We start from the raw sequence: 20,566 nt of genomic DNA, 5'->3' as shown, positions 1-20,566 counted from the left end.
ATTTGGGCCGCGCGCATCAGAGATGTGGGCGCGGATGGAGGACCCTAAATCGTGGCACCGTGAGGGCGTTTATGGCATCAGCGGATACCTGTTTGGCGCCCCTTTTTGCAGGAATTTCACCCTGCAAAGAGGAGCTACCCCTCCGCTAGGACGGAATGGCTTCGTCAAGCCACTCGTAGAATGCTGGAGCCACGTGACCGGCGAAAGTCCTGTTCATGTGATAGAAGTCTCCACGCGCGTAGAACGAGTCCTCCGCCGTTTCAGCGGGGTTCCCCATCGCGAGCGCATCTTTTGTAAAGCCGTGCTCCGTAAGCGTGTCTGAGGGCTGCTCGAAGACTCGAACATCATCAGCTTCAAGTCGACGAACTTGGCGATCAAACATCCCACGGACTCGATCCCAGTCTCCGTTCCTGACTAGGTCGCGGTAAATCGCGAACCTATCACCGTCCCTGGTCGATACCCATTCTGCGGGTGCCGGCTGAGGTATTACGACTAGGTGCGGACTACCGACCTCTTTCAGCATCTTCAGAGTCCGCATCATGAACGTAGCGTCGAGAGCAGCGTCTACGTACTTGTCCCATATGTGTTCGCCAAGCGATGGAACCCCATAATCACCGATGGCATCGACAGGTTGAAAACTTTCCCAGAGCTTGACGATCTGCACGAGCGAAAAGTTGAACCCGACCGCTACTGCCACGTCTGCGGCACCGAGGTCTATCGTATGTCCATAGTGCGTAGATTCCGTCAGCTTAATCCATGGAATTGTTGCATCCCCTTGAGGCCCCACCACGGTTGCATCGACTGTTCCATAGGTACGCGAGATAAAGTGAGAAATCTCCCGAGCGCCGCCCGCTTTTGTCAATGCCGGAGCAATCGTTCCTAGGTGTGAGTTGCCGAGAAAGTTAATCTTCACTTGCGAACGCCTCCAAGATAGCTTCCTCGCAGAACACCCGTTCCTCAGTCGCTTCGTAGCTTGTTGACTTCACGTCCAAGCCTCCATTCGCCTCTGCCCCAGGTGCTGGGGCATGTTGGCCGGAGGAAACGTAAGCGCCGCTAGGAAGATGCTGCGAGAAGAAGTAAGACATCACCATCTCAACAGTCTCCGATCGGACGTTGCGACCGGTACTGTCGAACGGCTCATTCCCGGGAGCATGAGAAGTCACGATCTCGTAAGACGGGAAATAGTCGACATCATCGAACTTGTAGTACAGCGCTCCCGCGGCTGCTCGTAACACTGCCTTCGAGTGCGCGGTCGCGACAAGGACGTTCGCGTCTGTTGCGGTAGCCGCCAGCGGCACCGGCGAGACTGTTAGTAGAAATTTCAGTGCTGGATTCACACCATGCACGAGCGTGCGGAATTCCTCGAAGTCGGCTACGACCTCTGACACCTCAAAATTATGAAAACGATACATCTCTGGGTCATAGTCGCCTGCAATAGTGCCGGGCGCGGTCGGAAACACTGTACCGCTTTCGGTGTGCTCCCACGCTTCGGTCAAACCCATGGTAAACACCAAAACATCCGCATTCATCAGCATGCTTTTCACCGCGAGAAGATGCTCCGCACGCTGACGTTCGACGTGATGTGGGCTTTCCAATCCTTGCGGCTCCACGGAAGGCCGTAACGCGTCGAACCATCGGTCGCCGCGTTGCCACGTGACCTCCGCCGGCTCCCAGCCCTCAAGTGCCTCACGCGCTAACTGCAAGAGCTGCCTGACGTAATAGATGTTCCCGTATCGCGCGGAGTAGACGCCGTATCCGTACTCATTGAGTAGTTCTGTCCCGAGATTCTCGGGACCTGGCTCTGCATCGAGGACGTTGTAGCCGGAAGCCCGCATGTAACGCGATATATGTTGCGCAAAGCAACTGCCCGCGGTTGCGACCAAAGTCTCGGGAGCGATGTCGAACTTCTTTGTGTACATCCCTTGCAGGTCGGACACATCACGCCCCGCGATCGAGGTCTTCCAGAAAGTGTGCCGTGGCCGCCCACGATAGGGCGACCGTGGCGCCGTCGCGTTCGAGTCTGGGCGAGCGATCATCTTGTGCCAATCTTTCTCGGGATTGGGCCCATTTTTCTTGCAGTACGATGCGAGCCGCGGGATCCGTTACCGCCCCATGCTATTCCATCACTCCGCCTCAAGCGCATTCCCACGGGTTCGGCGAGGGTTCCGCTCTTGCATGCGTCTCGCGATCAGCTGAGCTCGTCATCATGCTCGACCACCCTCCACCTGAGCACTCTTCTATGCGTTAAGCGACCGATAAAGGCGACGCCGGGGCCAAGTGTCACACGTCGAGAGTAGAACGTTTGAACGCGTCGCAGAGTTGTAAGCTGGTCTCGACCGTCAATTGCGGAACCTACGGCACGAGTCGTAGCTCGATCAATCTTGGACCCGCCGCGCTGGTTCTCGAAGGAGTCAAATGTCACGTTTTACTGGCCGCGACCTCATGACAATGGCCGGAATGCTTGTCTGTGCCGTCGCGGTGTTCGCCCTCGCTGCCGCGGGGCAAACACAGTGGGCGATCGCAACCCTTGGAGTACTCGCGCTAGCCATCGGCGTGGCGGTCCGCCTTCAGTTTATCTACCGACGCACGCAAGCCACGAATCAGACTGCAACGATCGCAGCGAGCAAGGAGTCGACAGACGCACTGGGTGCTGAGGTTAGCGAGGTATCTCGAAAGCTCCACCACGTTCGACGCGAGGTCGCTGGTCTACGCGACGAGTTGCAACAGCTGAACCGTGGCATCGAGCCGAATCGAGCAGATCATTCGACACAAGCGGCCACAACCACCGAGTTGAGCGAAACAGATGCCCCTGTTGCGAAGAAGGCGGTCGGGCTAGTCGGGTTCTTCGGGCACGGAAACTACGGGGACGAACTGTTCATCGACGTTTTCCAACAGTTCCTTGGGCGTGACTTTGACCTCCGAATTATTCCTGACCTCGAAAGCAAGCCGTACTTCAGCCGCCCCGTTGAAGAGAAGGTAGACGAGGTTGAAGCCATCGTTCTGGGCGGCGGTGATCTCGTCCAACAGTGGAGCACGGATCCTCGTTACTTCGACCGCACTTACCTTCGAAAGCCCCTGTTCGTGGCCGGCGTAGGCGTGCCAATCTACGGAGACTCTGAGAAGCACAAGGAGAAGCCGCACATCATCAACCGTTTGCGACGCTTCTTCCAGGACCCGAACGTCAAGTTGATTGGCATGAGGGACGATTTTGGCGCGAACTGGATTCGCGAGAAGCTCGAGCCCACCGCGCCCGTTACCAGCGAGCCCGACATCGTCTGCTCACTGAAGCTCCCTGAGGTTTCTAAGCCGGCAGGACAGCCAATTCTCGGAATTGTAACGCGTCAGCGCCGCGTGGAGACTCCGGACGACTACACCCGCCTTGAAGAGCTCGCCGCTCACGCGCAAAGCCGCGGTTTTCGAATCCGGCACATCATCCTCGGAACGGGATCTGTCGGGGAAAGAGACATTGCGAATGCTCCTGCACTCAACGTGCCCGACAAAGAGGTAATCCATTCGGAAGACCTCGATGCGCTCTCCCGCGCGATCGGCGAATGCACCGTGCTTGCGAGCATGAAGTTCCACGGAACTGTCGTCGCCACGATGTATGGCGTGCCCTCAATCGTGCTGGTACCTACCAATAAGAACCGCAACTTCATGGCCCGCATCGGGCGCAGCGAGTTGGTCGCGAGTCACAACTCCGACCGGCTGATCGAGATTTTCGGTATGTCCGGCCCAGCGCCTATCGACCCCGACCAGGTTGCGATGCTTCGTGCGAGGTCGACGGCCTTTATGGAAGAGCTCCGCGATCAGCTGATCGAAATCGTGGACTAGGGTTCATCTACCACCACGGATTTCAATCCGATTGCTTGTGTTCTTATTTCGTGAACCAGCAACCGAATGAAGTGACAAAACATTTCTGAGGATGGCATGGACCCGACCGAAGGTCGGGTCCATGCCATCCCAACGTTATTGCGGCACACTCAGATCCTCGCCGGGTGCCATATGCTGTGCCGGACGGATGTACCCAGTCCATGCGCGTTTGCCGCTCATCGCCCCACCTGGCCGAATTCACTACCCATGCCCGCATAGTCTCATCACAACTACCTCGCAAGATTTAGGGGTGCTAGCGAACCGAGTTGGTGAATTCAATCCCACCCCACGTATGCACGTGTCCTCGGATCCCTCACAGGGGCAACGCTGTAATATTGCCAAGATCGCGCACGCATGCGCTCAACACGACAGAATGGGGCGGACGATGAACACAGCGCGGTCGACCGACGCTCCCGCGTCTCTGTATGAAGTGGGCCAACGCCCCCGACTGGGTGCCTACCTTTCCGATGCGTGGCGGCGACGAGGGTTCGCACGGCAATTGGCCACATATCGCTTGTTCTCCGCGCTCATCCAAAACCGCCTTGGCATCCTCTGGTTAATTCTGAAGCCGTTGTCAATGGTCTTGGTCTATGGCACCATCTTCACCTTTGTACTTACGGGACCCGCGCGACCAGCCAATTTCGTTCCGTACTTAATCGTGGGCGTGTTCGTATTCGAATTCTTCACTGGTTGTTTCGGTGGTGGATCAAAGGCCATCACTGGAAACACCAAGCTGGTCCAGAGTCTTGGCTTCCCGCGAATACTCTTGCCTGTCTCTGTTGTGATTGAGCAGGCCTTGCGCATGGTCCCCGTGGTAGCGCTGCTCTACGTCCTGATGCTGGTACTCGGCGAACCCATAAAATGGCAGTGGTTGCTGCTCTTGCCAATTTTGTTGGTTATGGCCATTTTCAATCTCGGAGTGGCACTCGTCGTAGCCAGATTGTCGACGCACGCACGCGACGTTCAGCAAGTTGTTCCGATCATCAACCGCGTGTTGCTCTATGGCACCGGCATTTTCTTCAGCATTGACGGCGCGTTGGCGGCGTACCCCACGCTACTTGCGATCGCACACATGCTTCCCACCTACGAGTTCGTCACTATGGCCCGCAGCGTCTTGATGGAGTCTGTCGTAGCTCCCGATATCGTGTGGGTCGCTGCCCCGGTCTGGGCGATCGTCATGGTCATATTTGGGACTGTCTTCTTCTGGCGCGCCGAAGCAAGGTACGGGCTCAGTGACTGATCTACCGATGGCGACATCGCCTATGCCGCGCATAGAGTCTGCACGCTCCATGATCGTCGCGGATAACGCTCACGTCGTGTATAAAGTTTTCGCTGGTGGCAAGCCAATCGGCGGTCAAGGCAAGATTTTCGGCCAGCGATCTGCACTCACCAATGAAGTTCATGCCGTACGTGGTGTCAGCTTCACCGCCCGAGAGGGCGAGACAATCGGCGTTATCGGCCACAACGGCTCGGGTAAGTCGACGCTGTTCCGAGCGATGGCTGGCCTGATCCCCACGTCACAAGGGTCGATCTACGCCGCAGATCGTCCTGTTTTGCTCGGCGTCAACGCAGCACTAATGCCCGAGCTATCGGGTGAGAACAACATCAAGCTTGGTCTTCTCGCGATGGGTTTCACCGCCGAAGAAGCTGCCGCACAAGTCAACGAAATCGCTGACTTTGCGGAGCTTAACGAGTTTATCAATCATCCGATGCGCACATACTCATCGGGAATGGGCGCGCGCTTGCGCTTCGCGATCGCTTCGGCACGGCCTCATTCCATTTTGCTGCTCGACGAAGCACTTGCAGTTGGCGACCGCAGATTCCGGATGAAGAGTGAAGCCCGCATCAGAAGCTTGCGCGATGCGGCTGGGCTCGTCATGATTGTGAGCCACTCGCCGAGCTCACTTAAAGAGACATGTGAACGTGGCCTCTGGATCCATAAGGGCGAACTGCGTGCCGACGGCCCCATAAAGGATGTCATCGGCGAATACTCGCAGTGGGCGAAAGACCCGAAGAGCGTTGGTGTGGGTGCAGCAGCCGACGCGGTCGCCGCTGCTGAACGTAGAAAACGCGTAGCCGCTCGTATTGCAAGAAAGGAAGCCGCAGCAGCGAAACAGGCCGCTCTCGATGCCAAGGTGCCGCAAAAGGAACAAGCAGTCGCCAGCACCGCGGCCTTCGTCGAAACCCCTCCGGCACCGGTTACCTCAACAAAAGAGCCCGTTACAGCACCACGCGTTCAATCAGCCTCCAAAGATAAAGTTCCAGCGACGCCCAGCGAAGCTCCCGTTCGCCCCGTCACAACGACGCCCCAGGCGCCGTCTCCGCGACGCACTGCGACAGCTGCGGTACCCATTCCCGGGTCAGTTAGCCCTCGAGACGCTGCACGTCGTCAACGTTTCCGCGAGTCCGCACATAATCGGAATCGACGCCGCACACGCGCCATTGTGCTGTCTTCTGCCGCAGTTGTCATGGCTGTGGCGGCTGGCGCGGCGATCACTTTCATCACGTTGCAATCGGACCGTACCGAAATCGCCGAACTCCGCGCAGCTGATCGAAACACTCCTCAACCTTCCGTCACCCCCTTGTTGCCAGTAATCAATGCGTTCATTGCACCCCCTACGGTGTTGTGCGCCGAAGCAGGAACGGTCATTGACGTCGCTCTGAGTTGGGATGCTACGGGCGTGACGGGCGTCAACCTGGCAACCACCGGAGACGATGGAATCGCGGTTCCAGTCGGTGATACATTCGGGCCCGTCGTAGAGGCGCAGACTGTTCCCTACGTCTGTTCGAATGCTGCTCAAGTGTTCACGTTGTTCGCAGTGAGTGAAAGCGGACAGCAGATTAGCGCCACCGCGACCGTTACCCGCGAACTATTGGCGACAGAAGAACCCGTCGAAGAGCAACCGGCAGAGCCACCCACGGACGTCGAGCCAGCTCCAGAGCCCACCGAGCCAGCCCCGCAGCCTACGGAGCCAGCACCAGAGCCCACAGTGCCGGTACCAGAGCCAGAGCCCACCGAGCCAGCCCCGGAACCTACAGAGCCTGCCCCGGAACCTACAGAGCCGGCACCAGAGCCGGAACCGACGGCAAGCGCGGAACCGGCGCCCGAGGTGCCGCCAGCCGCCGACCCTGTCGTTCCGGATCCTACCGTTCCCTGACTCCTAATGCGTCGCCTATCGGCCCTTTAGCCAGCCTTTCACGCGGTATGCAAACGGGCCAAGGGCCGGTATCCGCCGGACTACTTCCCGCCCGATCGGAACGACCCGGCTCCAAAACCGCGTTGTAACACGTCGAGCGCCACGTGGCCTTCGTCCGCACTTGCTGCGTTCCGCAAAGAACACCGTAAGTTCGAGGAGTCGGCGTGCGTCATCCAGAGTAGGTTGGGGCGAAAAATGTGCTGGCAAACAGCCCGTGACGACCGACACATAAAGAGCGGCAAAGTCATAATCGGTAGCGCGCTGGGCAGCATCCAGAGATGCTCTGGACAACGCATCATAGTAGGCGGCGTTACTGAGAAGATTGCTGATTTTACTGGCGAGCATACCCGCGTCGCCCTGACGAACAGCGATCACCCCGTCATTGTTCTGTACGAGCGTGAGCCAAGGAAGCTCGTACATGAAGACTGGGAGGCCGCGCGCCTGAGCTTCCGCGATGGTGAGTTGGTAGCCCTCAATGATGCTTGTGGAAACAAAAGCATGAGCTTTGTCGATCTCTCGCAGGAGCGATGCACCATGTCGGGGCCCGAGTGCACGAACCCGCGATCCCACGCCCGCGCCACGGGCAAGGGCGTTGAATTTCTTGGCCGTGAAATCCTCCCAATCGGGACCGATGACATTCAGCTGGAAATCGACACCCAAGTCTCGGAGGTGAGTCCCAACAGCGATGAGCTCCGAGACTTGTTTTGTCCGCTCCTCAAGCCGACCCCACCAGACGAGGTTGAGGGTGCCGGTAGGGGGTATCTTCGCTACTGAAACAGCGTTAAGGAGGAGGGACGAAGGCGGATTAGGTACATATGCTACGTGGTCAACGCCCCGAAGCTTGAAATACGCTACGTCCAGGGGCGACAGCACCACCAGCTGCGCCAGTGTGTTGCTGTGCTCTTCGATGCGTGTCAGTTGCTGAGTGCCATCGTAGATAGGGCGACCTACAAAATTGTGGAGCCAGCCGATCGTCGCTGCCCCTTCGGCCTTGGCTATGAGGGCAAACTCGGGCCAATATTGTGTGTAAAGCACCTGGTGGTCAATTACGACATCGATCTGCTGCTCCCGACATATCTCCGCCCACTCGCTGAGTTTGCCCATCAAATCGTTCTTGGTCAGCTCGCGAAACGTCACACTATCTGGGATCGCAGCCCGGTCAGTACCTTGGCTCCTCGCAACCACGGTTACTCGATACCCAGCTTCACGGAGGTAACGCGCCTGGGAGGCAATTACCGCTGTCACGCCGCCGGTACGGAGCGATGACGTTGCCAGCATGATGCTCCGGACCGGCTCACCGACTAATGGCTGCCACGGAGTGTGGGCTTTCAACTTGGGGAGAGAGCCAGGATAAAACTTTGCCATGCCACGAATCAGGTCAGTTGCTGAAACCAGTGTGTGCAGATGCTGAAGGGCAGAAGCGATGACGGCGGACTCGCTCTTCTCCAGTAGCTGCGAGCCGACATATCCGACCAATGACAGCCGCGCCGATTCGTAAGCGGCACGCAACTGCGACGAGGCACGAGGCGACTCGGCAAGTTTTTCCACAGCCGGACGAGCGATGTCAATCGAGCGAATGGCCGAGGCGTAAAACTCAGCACGCTCGATGCTGTCAACGTTTTGACCGCTCCCGCCTCGCCCAAAATGATAGCGATAGAGCTTGTCATCGATAGACACGTATCGATCAGCAACTGCGGCCACCAGAAACATGAGCGGCAAGTCGTTCACCCGCGGCAGGACGAGATCCTGTGGAAGACGGGCGTACGCGTCGCGTAAAACAGTTGTGCGGAACAGGTATCTCCACAGCTGGCCCTGGGCCGGCATATCGATTGGGAATAGCCCCGCGAGGACAGCCTCACCATCTAGACGACGGTGTCGAGGCTGGAGTCGCCCTTCGTAGCTACCGCCACGGCGGCCGTCTTTGTCAAGCACCGTTACGCCAAATCCCACGAGGTCCGCGTCGGTGGCCTGAGCTTCGGCTCGCGTGCGCAAAGCTGCATCTGGTGCTAATTCATCATCGCCGTCGAGGAACAGAACGTAGTCTGCATTGGCCGCGTGTATGCCGGTACGCCGGGCTTGCCACGCTGAACCATTACGTTTATGCCTCACAAGACGGACGCGGGAATCGCGCGCCACAAATTCTTCGATCACGCGGACGGTGCCGTCTGTCGAGGCGTCGTCGACACAGATAATTTCGATGTCACGGAGTGTCTGCGACACCGCACTTTGTAACGACGACGCAAGCGTCTTTTCATCATTAAAGAGCGGCATGATCACCGACACAAGAGGCGTTGCGTTCACCGAATTGAGTTTATGCGATTGAGGTCAAGGATGGCTTAATCCATCCGACCTCCCTCCTCTCGTGGTGATCGCACGATATCCTGTCTCCAAAGGGGCGATGCGCTATTCCCACGTCTAAGTCGCTGGCGCCTTGATCCCGTCTTCTAGTGAAAGCGACCATCTCTATGGTTTTTTTCAAACGCCGCGTCACACTCGGAGCGTGGACTCGACCACTCTCGCCCGATGAGACTGTTGACCCGACCCCCTTCGCCGAGTACGAGTCATACCGCAAGTCGACCGACGCGCTCCATTCGAGGGAACTGCTCGCCACAGCACCCGAGGTCTTTGACCTCGCCACGTGGGATGGTGACGTGACGGGCCGCCGAATTCAGGTACGCGGCAACGGCCTCATGGTGGAGATGTTTGGCACTCCCTCGACGAAGAAGCGGCTCTACGTCTTCCTCTCCGCGGGCGGCGGGGCATTGAAAGATGGGGTCACTGCTCAGTTCCCGCGAGTCAGTTGGCATTCGTGGATGGACGGTGTCTCCCTCAACATCGACGACCCTACATTCGTTGCTTATCCCGGCAGATTACAAACCGGTTGGTATCTCGGAACGCCCGATCAGGACGCCGTATCAACTATTGCCGCCATCGTCGAGCGAGTTCTATCTTGCTATGCAGTCGACAGCAACGACCTTTACATCATTGGTAGTTCTGCGGGAGGTACCGCTGCGCTCAAGCTTGCCGCTGAAATCCCGGGAGCCACTGCAGTCGTTGAGAATCCACCCATCTATCCCGCGGAGAGTAGCTCGAGTCGGCACCTTAATCGCGTCGGGTTACGCCTCAATGATAAGAAGCTCCTCGCACGAACCGACCTACGCCACATCCTTAGGCACGAATCATCAAGGTTTATAGTTCTTCAAAACGCTGAGGACAAAGAAATCCTCGATCAGCTTGTTCGGTTGCTAGCGTCGGAAGGCATGCCGCCACCAACGATTGGCTTGAATGAGGCTGGACCGCTGAGTGTGTATGTTTCTAGCGTCCCCGCGCTGTCACCGCATCATACTTTTCTATCGGTGCATGAGTTCCGCTCTATCTTGGATTCGCTGCAGCGTGGCGAGTTGGCCGACGCACGGGCAGCGGTGTTCGATGCGGTATACGAGGGATTACGCGCGCGAACTCGCGCCAGCGATGAGCTTTCGAATATAAAGGGCTGGATTCGTCTTTGGCGAGAGGCGGACGTACCGTTGCTTGCGGACCCGCCCCTTCCGTCAACGTCAAACATCGTCCGAATTCCGCTTCGCGACGCCCCGCATGTCATCTACCGCCTTCGCATGGGCCACAAGGGCAAAAAAATCTTCATCGCCGTTAACGTCGACAAGTCAGCCCTCGCTTCTAGGGCCGATATTGAACGAGTAGCCCAATCGATCGGCGGCACTGTTTCGAAAGTTGACAGTGGGATGCGAATCGGACTCGCAAACGTTCCGATGCAGCGAGCAGCAGAGCTGCTAAAGCATTTCGTCGAAGCAACATCGACGCTAATAACCTAGCTCGAGCGAGACGAGAGACGAACCGCAAGTGGCACCTAATTTCGCGCCCTAGCCAAGCTTCCAGAGCGACTATCGTATCAAGTATGAAGATTGCGATCGCGGGGACCGGTTATGTTGGGCTATCAAATGCTGTCGTGCTGGCGCAAAAGAACGAAGTCGTTGCGGTTGACCTCGATCCGAGCAAGGTAAACCTCATTAATGAGCGGGTCTCCCCGATTGTAGACGCTGAGCTCAGCGACTACCTCACCACACATAACCTCAACCTCACCGCCACACTCGACGCAACCGCGGCCTACAAGAATGCAGACTATGTAGTAGTGGCGACTCCCACTAACTACGACGATGTCACGCAGTTTTTCGATACAAGCTCGGTCGAGTCCGTGATTGATGCCGTACTCGCAGCCAACCCCGCCGCGGCCATCGTCATCAAGTCGACCATTCCCGTTGGATTCACCAACCGGATGTGCGACGAACACCCTGGCGCAACGATCATCTTCTCCCCCGAATTCCTTAGGGAAGGTCGTGCTCTTTACGACAACCTGCACCCCTCTCGCATTGTGGTCGGTGACCGCGGCCCCGTGGGACAACGATTCGCAGAGTTGCTCATCGAAGGAGCGATCACAAAGGAAGCCCCCATCCTCCTCACCGGCGCAACCGAAGCCGAGGCCATCAAACTGTTCGCCAACACGTACCTTGCCTTGCGTGTTGCGTACTTCAACGAACTGGACACCTACGCCGCCGTCCATGGACTTTCGAGCCAGGAGATCATCGAAGGTGTCGGCCTCGACCCTCGCATCGGATCGCACTACAACAACCCCTCCTTCGGCTACGGGGGTTACTGCCTCCCGAAGGACACGAAGCAACTTCTTGCGAACTATCAGGAAGTTCCGCAGAACCTGATCAGCGCCATCGTCGCAGCGAACGGTACCCGAAAAGACTTCGTCGCTAACGACATTCTTTCACGCTTGCCGAAGACCGTTGGCGTCTACCGTCTCGTCATGAAGGCGGGGTCAGACAACTTCCGCACCTCGTCGATTCAGGGCATCATGAAGCGGATCAAGGCAAAGGGCGTTGAGGTCGTTGTCTACGAGCCGACTCTTAAAGACGCCGATTTCTTCAATTCTGAAGTTGTCCCGGACCTCGACGAGTTCAAGTCGCGCGCCGATGTCATCATCGCAAACCGTTCGAGTGCAGACCTGGACGACGTGGTAGACAAGATTTACACGCGCGACATCTACGGTCGCGACTGATCTGGCGACACTCTAAGCAAAGATGAGCGAACCTCACTCCCCCTCCGCTGACTCCGCGAAGTACCGCGCCACGCTCGCGTACACCCGGCGGGAGATTCCGTGGGCACAGCGTTACGCAGGAAAGCTCATTTACGGTGATATCGCGGCAGTCGCAACCACGCTCACAGCGTTCGGCCTCATTTTCGTGCGGAACAAAACACTGGTGTGGCCCTCGGGGCCGGAATTGCCATACGTCGTTCCTCTTGGGCTGATCGGCATCATGTGGTTGCTATGCCTAGATGGTTTCGAATCACGCGACCGCCATATTGTCGGCGACGGCGTACTGGAATATCGGCGAGTGATAAGCGCAACGGGATTCTTGTTTGCCCTCGTCATTTCAATTGCATTCTTCTTCCGGATCGATATCTCACGCCTCATCTTCATCCTGGCGATACCGTTTGGGCTTTTACTTCTCCTCCTTGGCCGTTGGGGATGGCGGCAATGGCTACGCAAACGACAAAGCAAAGGGTTGTACGTTTACCGCGCCGTCGTGGTTGGTGAAAAGGCTAAAGTTGCGCACGTCGTGCGGGCGATGCGTCGCGCCCGGGACTACGGCTACGTCATTACCGGTGCGATTACACCGAGCGGTGCTCCTGCGACAATTGGCGATGTACCGGTTCTCGGTAGCCTGCAGAACACGATGGAAGCGATGGCTACAGCCGGGGCGGATACGCTGATTCTGGCCGGTAGCGACGATCTCGACCCTGACACGATGCGCCGCCTGGGGTGGTCCGTCGCGGACCACAACATGAACTGGGTCGTCGCGCCGGCGCTCACAGATATCGCCGGCCCCCGCATCCATGCGAGACCCGTCGCTGGGTTGCCACTCGTGCACGTCGATTTCCCCAGGCTGGAAGGCTATCGCCGAGTTGTGAAGCGCACATTCGACATTGTCGGTAGCGCACTCGTTCTACTGCTTGTTTCACCGATCCTCGGATATACCGCCTGCCGCATCCGCCGCGAAGGACCCGGACCAATCTTGTACCGACAAGATCGCATTGGCAGGCACGGTCAGACCTTTTCGATGCTGAAGTTCCGCTCGATGGTTGTCGGCGCCGATGATCAGCTGAAGGGCTTGCTCGATCTCCAAGGTACTGGAGCGCAGCCATTCCAAAAGGTCAATAACGATCCGCGCGTCACAAAAGCCGGGGCCTTCATGCGTCGCCACTCGATTGATGAGCTGCCCCAGCTCATCAACGTCTTGCGCGGTCATATGAGCTTGGTCGGCCCCCGACCACAACGCGCCGACGAAGTGAAGCTATACAACAACGGCACTGAGCGACGGCTCCTCGTGAAGCCCGGGATGAGCGGTTTGTGGCAGGTCTCCGGGCGTTCCTCGCTCTCCGCAGAGGACTCAATCCGCCTCGACCTCTATTACGTCGAGAACTGGTCGTTCGCACAGGACATCCAGATCCTGTTCCGTACATTCAAAGCAGTATTGCGCCCGGGAACCACCGCGGGTTGACCGCTTAGCGCCCCTGAAAAGTGGCTACCCCCTTCGACACATTCCTCTGTGTACGCATCCGGATAAGGACCGTCACCGTGGCACCGATAGCACCGCCCATGGTGTTCATCAACACGTCCCAAGGGTCTCCTTGACGCTCGGGCAGGAACACTTGTTGTATTGCTTCGATCGAAGAGGACAGCAAGAACGAGCTAACCGTTGCAATCCAGAAGACCTTGCGTGTGAGGGTCATTGCAAGCAGCGCACCGAATGGCACAAACATCGCTACGTTCGCCGCCAATTGGAGCGCGTTGAAGTTGAAACTCTCCGGTGCCCCAGCCTCTCGGGACGCGCGCAAGACCTCTTCGATGATGACCTCGCTTGCCCCTTCCGTGACCGGCTTGGGCCACATGGTGACAATCAGGATCAATGCAAAGTAGCCGGCGAACGTTGACCGTTCGATGACTACGCGTCTATGTGACTTCATTGGGCTGGCCCAAGACGGATCGCTAGGTTCCTCGTTCTCCAACATGATTTTTGGCTTCACAATGCCTCGGCCGCTACCCCAACAGCACGGGTGAAGCTGATGGAAGCAGTGCGACGGATATCTATCCGCGATCTCCGATCAACTCGCCCTCGGCGAGGGCAGCGCTTTTGCCAACTGGGTCAATCTGATCCACGAGCGCTGCGACCTTTGCCAACGTATCTTCCCAACCTTCCACGGCGATCGAACGGACGCCCATCTCGAGCACGGGGTAGTCATTCCCACCTTCGTCGAGTCGGTCGCCGAAGAAGAGCATTTCGTCCAGAGCGATACCGGTTGCCTCGACAAGGCGAGCCATTCCGAATGCCTTATCGATTCCCTTGCGGGTAATGTCAATCGAAGTCGAACCGCCCGAACGCACCTCAAGGTCTGGGAGAGCACGCGCGACGGCGTCTCTTAGCGCAGCCTTCTTCGCCCCGGTCGGGTCCCAAGCGTGCTTATCCTCAAGGCGAGCCTGTTGCCCGAGAGCGGAGAACGTGATCTGGGAACCACGGTCCTCGATAACGTCGCCCGCCGGCTTTAGTTCCCACATCGCGAGACGTAGCGCTTCAGTACGCAACGCCTGCTTGGCACGATCCCGTTCATCGTCCGTGAGGTTCTCGGCGTACACGGTTGCGAATTCTGTTCCGTTGTGACGAACGTACTTCGTGCCACACGTTGGCATCAGGTGAAGTCTGCCGCGAGCTTCAAGCGACAGTTCTGGTAGCTGATCAATCACCTGAGTCTGAAACTGTTGCCATTGCCCTCCCGAGATGATTGCCACCTCAACCCGATCGGCCAGCTCGCGTAGCACCTTTGCCATGCGAGGGTCCATTCGAGTCTTGGACGGAGCGAGCGTGTCGTCAAGGTCAAATGCGACCAATCTCGGGGTTTGCATGCGGAACCTTTCAAGCAAAACGAACAACTAGTTTAACCGCCTCACCGGGCATGTAATTGTGCACTCCGTCCGCCATCATGCCTCTGATCCCATGTGGCGCGCGCAATGACCTTCACGTCGCGGGCGTGAACGATGGCTCGGATGAGGATGGCGGCCAGCAGTCCAGTCCAGCCGCCGATCGTATTGGCGATCATGTCGTTGACGGTCGCGAAGCGCTCGGCGAGCAGCTGCCCCTGGATGAACTCAATTGCGCCCGACAATGCTGGCAGCACGAGGATCCCGGCCCAGACCGCCATACGCGGCAACACCAAACCGATGAAAAAGCCGATGGGGATGAACATCAGAATGTTCGCGGCAAACTCGACCTCAGGATAGTCGATGCGTTCGGGTAAGCCGTTGCGGTGGAGAACAGCGAGCACCTTGTCAATTGCGCCGCGGTAGCCGCTATCAAGTGGCGTTGGGCTCAAAGTAACGACGGCGACGACCGCCCCGTAAGCCAGGAGGCCCAGCCATGCGATCCAGACCCTTAGATGACTCTGTGGTGGTCGCGGGCCACCATTGGGCGCCCGGCGAGTGCCAGGCAGGCTCTGGGTAATCGCATCGGTCATGTTGGCCCTCTCGGCTCGAGTGAAACTCCATGCTAAAAGGTGGTTCCCAAATCCTTCTTTCGCTGCGCAGAGAATCTAGCGTTTTCATCGTTTTAGTGGCGGTATCACATCCGTAAAATATGGGAGAGGAGTCGATCTATCCGAGGGGCGACCGTTGTCGAACTATATCTTTATTTTCGCGGCCGAGCGTGCGAGGTCACGCGTTCAGACATGGCTGGGGCTGAACGGCAGTGTGCGCGCCGAGGTGACCACCGTCCAAGCCTCACCTGAATTCGCCATGACGGTTGTTACCCATGATCTGCGGCAGAGCCTCGATCTGCCGTCGAGGACCTTCTTCAAAGGGAACTTGGTCGATCACAACGCCGGATCCGTCGTGTTCGGCCTCGCTGGGTGGCTCAACTTTGTGGATCGCCACAGCGAAACTGACCAACCGTGGGACGGGCAGTTCCTCCGCGTGAACTGGAATGCAAGCGCAGTCACGTTCTCTAGGGACTCATTCGGCAGACTACCGCTACTACACACGCAGGGCCCGGGCTATGTGGCGGTCTCCGACTCGATGCTGGCTCTAGTCGACCTACGCAAACACATGGGCGATCCAATCACGCCAAACAACGAGGTGTTGCTGGCACGGTCGTTACTCGGCGTGTACGGAGGTCAGCAAATTAGCCCAGAGACATTCGTCGAGGAGATCGGCTTTGTGCCCGGACGTCAACGACTAATTGTCAGGCTTGGGGAAACGCTATCAGTCACGACTGAAGGCCTCGCACTGGATGGATTGGACCTTCGGAGAGGCGAAACCTATCGAGACGCGCTGAAAAGTGGCGCTGAAAACATTGCGCGGTTGATGGCAACGCTTATGCAGCTCGGCGATTGGAAGCCAGCGTTAAGTTTGTCGGGCGGCTACGACTCACGAGTGCCGCTTGCGGGTGCGATCGCGGCGGGAGTTGCAGGCGACATGCAAATCAATACTCAAAATACGCAGCCGATCCACGCAGACGATTACGAAGTCGCCAGGCGCCTAGCCGAGCGTTTCAATTTCTCGCTCAACGGAAAATCAACGGCCGGCCGGCTGTCGGACCGTAAGTTTGAATCGACTCCATTCATGATGTGGACGCTGTCAGACATGGGCACCTATGACTACATCACTAGACCGCGAGCAGTTCGACACCAGATTAAGCACATCAATCTGACCGGATTGGGCGGCGAGGTGATCCGCGGGAACTATGAGTGGCGCTCCTGGGCAGAGATAGTTGATTCTCTGACAGCACCCAACCCCCTGGTCGCAACTGCACTACGCAACCAGGGATTGAAAGGTCTGGAAGCCGTTGGCGTCAATGCTAACAGCAGGGAGGCTTCTGAGCTTCACTACATGAACTATCGGTATGCGTTGCACGGCGGGGGGACTCGCACGATGCAGATGCTCGGATTCACCCCCCTCGTGCAGAGCCGCCTAGTGGCTCTCGCCTATTCCGAAGTAAACGAGCTTCCGTTTCCGACTCACTATGAAAAGTCGATTATCAATGACCTTTGTATAGCGTTGGTCCCCGACCTCGCAGCGATGCCGTACGACCGGGGCAAACCTGGAAGAGAATCCAAGGATCTTTCGTCTGAGTACGTAGCTGGACGCCTCTCACGACTTGGTGGCCCGGTTGACGCTACTCGGCTTAGCCCGTATCACGTGTATGGCACCCCCGATGATGTGCCTGCCGGCCCACCGGAGTTCATGTTGAATATCGCGCGACGTCGAGGCCTAGATTTACCGCAAACGCCCGAAACGGTGCTGGAACTTGGTCGAAAGGGTCTCGATGTTCTTGATTCCGGACCGCTTCACACAATTTATGAGAAGGTATACGCTAACGCCCTGTGGCGCCTCCAGACAAAGAAGTACTCACTCACGGGAGCCGCGAAAGATTCCCCTATCAAGCCAGTGGTGCTTTACACGCTATTCAGTTAACTGCGGTGGCCTGCGCCAGCGGTCCACCGTCGATGAAATGACGACAAGTCGTCCGTGACGTTCCCAGCATTTCGTGGGTAACTCTGCAGGACAGTAGCCGGGTCCCCTTCGATATCCGCTCCAATCTATGGATCCCGCCTCTTACCCCGGCGACAGCCTGGTCAGAGCCATCCGTTCCACCGTGATGCCGTACTTTCTGGTTCTCCTGTGCGAGGTGGTTCAGTAGACTTGAGGTGTCGGCGCACTATTTCATGCGTTTCTGGCGATTCGCCGCGTCCGCCGATACCGCGAGGGATGGCGCTTATTTCCATACATGATCCCTCGCGACGTCTCTCCTCGGCCCCAGGCTGGGGAGAGACGTTGCATTGGGGTTTCCCGGGAGCGCGCGTTGCCTAGCTTCCTGAGGAAAGGCGCGATTGGACCCTACGGAGCCGTCGGGTGCCAGGTCTATTGTTGCGGTAGGTCAGTGAAATTGAAATTGCGCGTTGATCCTGGGGGTGCATCAGCCTCAAAGGTGCGTGGAGTCCGAGGCGCGGTTCCATGTCGGTCGAACCAATCTTCTCGACTGGTTTGTCGGCCGCATCCAGGGCCGTTCGGCTCCCAAGTCAGCGCTACTATGCCCGGTTCACCCGGTCATATCATCGAGCCGCAATTCGTGCGCAGCGTAGCGAAGCTCGGAAGCGATCTTCATGGGAGCCCACCAGGGCTCGTGGTCGCGGTACCACTGGATCGTGGCGCGAAGGCCGGCAGTGAAATTGGTGAATCGGGGCTGCCAGCCCAGCTCGGTGCGGAGTTTCGTGGAGTCGATCGCGTATCGAAGGTCGTGACCCGGGCGGTCGGTGACGCGATCGTAGGCGTCGCGGGGGTGACCCATCTCTTCCAGGATCGTCTCGACGACGTCCTTATTGTTCCGCTCACCTTCTGCGCCGATCAAGTAGGTCTCCCCCACGCGACCCCGCTCGAGAACCGCAAGCACGGCAGCGGAGTGGTCGTCGACGTGAATCCAGTCGCGCACATTGCGACCGTCACCGTAGAGCTTCGGTCTGATGCCGCGTAGGACGTTGGTGATCTGCCGAGGAATGAACTTCTCTACGTGCTGAAACGGGCCGTAGTTGTTCGAGCTGTTCGAGATCGTCGCACGCACGCCAAACGAACGCACCCACGCTCGCACAAGCATGTCGCTGGCGGCCTTAGACGACGAATACGGTGATGAGGGCATGTAGGGGGTCGACTCGGTGAACCGCTCCGGGCTGCCGAGCTCGAGATCACCGAAGACCTCATCGGTCGAGACATGGTGCAGGCGCGCGTCATACTTTCGCACGGCCTCGAGCAGCGTGTACGTGCCAACAATGTTGGTATCGACGAAGGGACGCGGGTTTGTCAGCGAGTTATCGTTGTGCGACTCAGCTGCGAAGTGAATGGTGGCGTCAGTGCCGGCCACGAGCTGGTCGACGAGTGGGGCGTCGTTGATGTCACCCTCGACAAGCGTGAAACGCGTCGGGTCGAGGCCCGCGAGAGAAGCGCGGTTGCCTGCGTAGGTGAGCTTGTCGAGCACCGTCACCCGATGGTCAGTGTGCGCGAGCACGTGATGCACGAAGTTCGCACCGACGAAGCCGGCGCCACCGGTGACGAGGAGGTGACTCATGGTGTTTATCTTCTGACAGGAAGGGCTAGTGTGTAAACGTACGAGGGCCCCTGGTTTCCCAGGGGCCCTCGCAGATCAGTTAAGCGAAATTACGCGTTGATCTTGGTGACGGTACCAGCACCAACGGTGCGGCCACCCTCACGGATAGCGAAGCCGAGGCCCTCTTCCATAGCGATCGGCTGGATCAGCTCGACCGACATGTCGGTGGTGTCACCAGGCATAACCATTTCGGTGCCCTCGGGCAGCGAGATGACGCCGGTCACGTCCGTGGTACGGAAGTAGAACTGCGGGCGGTAGTTCGTGTAGAACGGGTTGTGGCGGCCACCCTCTTCCTTCGAAAGGATGTAGGCGGTGCCCTCGAAGTTGGTGTGCGGCGAAACCGAGCCCGGCTTCACAACAACCTGGCCACGCTCGACGTCGTCGCGCTTCAGGCCACGGAGGAGGAGACCACAGTTCTCGCCAGCCCAAGCCTCGTCGAGCTGCTTGTGGAACATCTCGATACCCGTAACGGTCGTCTTCTGCGTTGCACGGATACCAACGATCTCAACTTCAGAGTTGATCGCGAGGGTTCCACGCTCTGCACGGCCCGTAACAACGGTTCCACGACCGGTGATCGTGAAGACGTCCTCGATCGGCATGAGGAACGGCTTGTCGCGGTCACGCTCGGGGTCGGGGATGTTGTCGTCAGCAGCCTGCATGAGCTCCAGGATTGCCTTCGTCCACTTCTCTTCGCCGTTGAGGGCGCCGAGAGCCGAAACGCGGATGACGGGGGCGTTGTCGCCGTCGAAGCCCTGGCTCGAGAGGAGTTCACGAACCTCAAGCTCAACGAGCTCCAGGATTTCCTCGTCGTCAACCATGTCCGACTTGTTCAGTGCAACCATCAGGTACGGAACGCCGACCTGCTTGGCGAGCAGAACGTGCTCACGCGTCTGAGCCATCGGGCCGTCGGTAGCAGCAACCACGAGGATTGCGCCGTCCATCTGAGCAGCACCGGTGATCATGTTCTTGACGTAGTCGGCGTGGCCGGGTGCGTCAACGTGCGCGTAGTGGCGCTTCGGGGTCTCGTACTCGATGTGCGAGATGTTGATCGTGATACCGCGCTGACGCTCTTCCGGAGCCGAGTCAATCGTTGCGAAGTCGCGCTGAACGTTCGTGGCCGACGGGTACGTGTCAGCCAGAACCTTCGAGATTGCAGCCGAAAGCGTGGTCTTACCGTGGTCAACGTGACCGATGGTTCCGATGTTTACGTGCGGCTTGGTCCGCTCGAATTTGGCCTTAGCCACTAGGTCCTCCTAAGGACATTCGTGT

Annotated in this window: 15 protein-coding genes; 7 read left to right on the top strand and 8 right to left on the bottom strand. The window is 58.1% G+C overall.

Annotation, left to right across the window (positions count from 1 at the left end):
* Window positions 1-145 precede the first annotated feature (145 nt).
* Both KTJ77_RS02110 and KTJ77_RS02105 read right to left on the bottom strand, forming a co-directional pair.
* Window positions 146-913 carry a hypothetical protein gene (locus KTJ77_RS02110; RefSeq protein ID WP_217336864.1) on the bottom strand — a complete coding sequence of 256 codons (768 nt, stop codon included), beginning with the start codon at window positions 911-913 and terminating at the stop codon, window positions 146-148.
* Window positions 903-1,937 (bottom strand): GSCFA domain-containing protein, encoded by a 1,035-nt coding sequence (locus KTJ77_RS02105; RefSeq protein WP_217336863.1) that lies wholly within the window; start codon window positions 1,935-1,937, stop codon window positions 903-905. The genes KTJ77_RS02110 and KTJ77_RS02105 overlap by 11 nt, the downstream gene beginning before the upstream one ends.
* A gap of 478 nt (window positions 1,938-2,415) precedes the next feature.
* On the opposite strand from KTJ77_RS02105, the gene KTJ77_RS02100 reads away from it, so the two are divergent.
* The 3 genes from KTJ77_RS02100 to KTJ77_RS02090 all read left to right on the top strand — a co-directional run bounded on the left by KTJ77_RS02100 (window position 2,416) and on the right by KTJ77_RS02090 (window position 7,028).
* Entirely contained in the window at window positions 2,416-3,831 is a 1,416-nt protein-coding gene (locus KTJ77_RS02100) for a polysaccharide pyruvyl transferase family protein (RefSeq protein WP_217336862.1), read from the top strand.
* 538 nt (window positions 3,832-4,369) lie between these two features.
* Window positions 4,370-5,110, top strand: a complete 741-nt coding sequence (locus KTJ77_RS02095; protein WP_217336861.1) for an ABC transporter permease — start codon at window positions 4,370-4,372, stop codon at window positions 5,108-5,110.
* A gap of 76 nt (window positions 5,111-5,186) precedes the next feature.
* The gene (locus KTJ77_RS02090) at window positions 5,187-7,028 is read left to right on the top strand and encodes an ABC transporter ATP-binding protein (protein ID WP_367948804.1); all 1,842 of its coding nucleotides are present in this window, start codon (window positions 5,187-5,189) and stop codon (window positions 7,026-7,028) included.
* A gap of 15 nt (window positions 7,029-7,043) precedes the next feature.
* Here the strand turns inward: KTJ77_RS02090 and KTJ77_RS02085 are convergent, their stop codons facing one another.
* Entirely contained in the window at window positions 7,044-9,368 is a 2,325-nt protein-coding gene (locus KTJ77_RS02085; RefSeq protein ID WP_367948802.1) for a glycosyltransferase, read from the bottom strand.
* Between the two features lie 146 nt (window positions 9,369-9,514).
* On the opposite strand from KTJ77_RS02085, the gene KTJ77_RS02080 reads away from it, so the two are divergent.
* The 3 genes from KTJ77_RS02080 to KTJ77_RS02070 all read left to right on the top strand — a co-directional run bounded on the left by KTJ77_RS02080 (window position 9,515) and on the right by KTJ77_RS02070 (window position 13,651).
* Window positions 9,515-10,897, top strand: a complete 1,383-nt coding sequence (locus tag KTJ77_RS02080) for a hypothetical protein (protein ID WP_217336860.1) — start codon at window positions 9,515-9,517, stop codon at window positions 10,895-10,897.
* 83 nt (window positions 10,898-10,980) lie between these two features.
* Window positions 10,981-12,147, top strand: a complete 1,167-nt coding sequence (locus KTJ77_RS02075) for a nucleotide sugar dehydrogenase (protein ID WP_217336859.1) — start codon at window positions 10,981-10,983, stop codon at window positions 12,145-12,147.
* 22 nt (window positions 12,148-12,169) lie between these two features.
* Window positions 12,170-13,651 (top strand): sugar transferase, encoded by a 1,482-nt coding sequence (locus tag KTJ77_RS02070; RefSeq protein ID WP_217336858.1) that lies wholly within the window; start codon window positions 12,170-12,172, stop codon window positions 13,649-13,651.
* 4 nt (window positions 13,652-13,655) lie between these two features.
* Here the strand turns inward: KTJ77_RS02070 and KTJ77_RS02065 are convergent, their stop codons facing one another.
* From KTJ77_RS02065 to KTJ77_RS02055, 3 genes are all read right to left on the bottom strand, one after another.
* Window positions 13,656-14,162 carry a VanZ family protein gene (locus tag KTJ77_RS02065; protein WP_217336857.1) on the bottom strand — a complete coding sequence of 169 codons (507 nt, stop codon included), beginning with the start codon at window positions 14,160-14,162 and terminating at the stop codon, window positions 13,656-13,658.
* 76 nt (window positions 14,163-14,238) lie between these two features.
* Window positions 14,239-15,051 (bottom strand): HAD-IIB family hydrolase, encoded by an 813-nt coding sequence (locus KTJ77_RS02060; protein ID WP_217336856.1) that lies wholly within the window; start codon window positions 15,049-15,051, stop codon window positions 14,239-14,241.
* Window positions 15,052-15,092: 41 nt separating this feature from the next.
* Entirely contained in the window at window positions 15,093-15,659 is a 567-nt protein-coding gene (locus tag KTJ77_RS02055) for a VanZ family protein (RefSeq protein WP_217336855.1), read from the bottom strand.
* A gap of 154 nt (window positions 15,660-15,813) precedes the next feature.
* Between KTJ77_RS02055 and KTJ77_RS02050 the strand changes: the two genes are divergently transcribed.
* On the top strand, window positions 15,814-17,613 hold the full coding sequence (locus KTJ77_RS02050) for a hypothetical protein (protein ID WP_217336854.1): 1,800 nt from the start codon (window positions 15,814-15,816) through the stop codon (window positions 17,611-17,613).
* Window positions 17,614-18,238: 625 nt separating this feature from the next.
* Here the strand turns inward: KTJ77_RS02050 and rfbB are convergent.
* Together rfbB and tuf are read right to left on the bottom strand one after the other, a co-directional pair.
* Window positions 18,239-19,258 (bottom strand): dTDP-glucose 4,6-dehydratase, encoded by a 1,020-nt coding sequence (rfbB, locus tag KTJ77_RS02045; protein WP_217336853.1) that lies wholly within the window; start codon window positions 19,256-19,258, stop codon window positions 18,239-18,241.
* Between the two features lie 89 nt (window positions 19,259-19,347).
* Window positions 19,348-20,541, bottom strand: coding sequence for an elongation factor Tu (tuf, locus tag KTJ77_RS02040; RefSeq protein WP_217336852.1), 1,194 nt, complete (start codon window positions 20,539-20,541; stop codon window positions 19,348-19,350).
* Between the last annotated feature and the right edge of the window lie 25 nt (window positions 20,542-20,566).

The organism is Microbacterium sp. NC79 (assembly GCF_019061125.1).
Taxonomy (GTDB): domain Bacteria; phylum Actinomycetota; class Actinomycetes; order Actinomycetales; family Microbacteriaceae; genus Microbacterium.
The sequence above is the reverse complement of the archived record's forward strand: the minus strand, read 5'-3'. Positions and strand labels throughout refer to the sequence as shown.

Bases quoted from the DNA above. Each gene is read 5' to 3' on its own strand.
- KTJ77_RS02100 (WP_217336862.1), top strand. From the start codon at position 2,416: ATGTCACGTTTTACTGGCCGCGACCTCATGACAATGGCCGGAATGCTT.
- KTJ77_RS02075 (WP_217336859.1), top strand. From the start codon at position 10,981: ATGAAGATTGCGATCGCGGGGACCGGTTATGTTGGGCTATCAAATGCT.
- KTJ77_RS02070 (WP_217336858.1), top strand. From the start codon at position 12,170: ATGAGCGAACCTCACTCCCCCTCCGCTGACTCCGCGAAGTACCGCGCC.
- KTJ77_RS02065 (WP_217336857.1), bottom strand. From the start codon at position 14,162: ATGTTGGAGAACGAGGAACCTAGCGATCCGTCTTGGGCCAGCCCAATG.
- KTJ77_RS02060 (WP_217336856.1), bottom strand. From the start codon at position 15,051: ATGCAAACCCCGAGATTGGTCGCATTTGACCTTGACGACACGCTCGCT.
- KTJ77_RS02055 (WP_217336855.1), bottom strand. From the start codon at position 15,659: ATGACCGATGCGATTACCCAGAGCCTGCCTGGCACTCGCCGGGCGCCC.
- rfbB (WP_217336853.1), bottom strand. From the start codon at position 19,258: ATGAGTCACCTCCTCGTCACCGGTGGCGCCGGCTTCGTCGGTGCGAAC.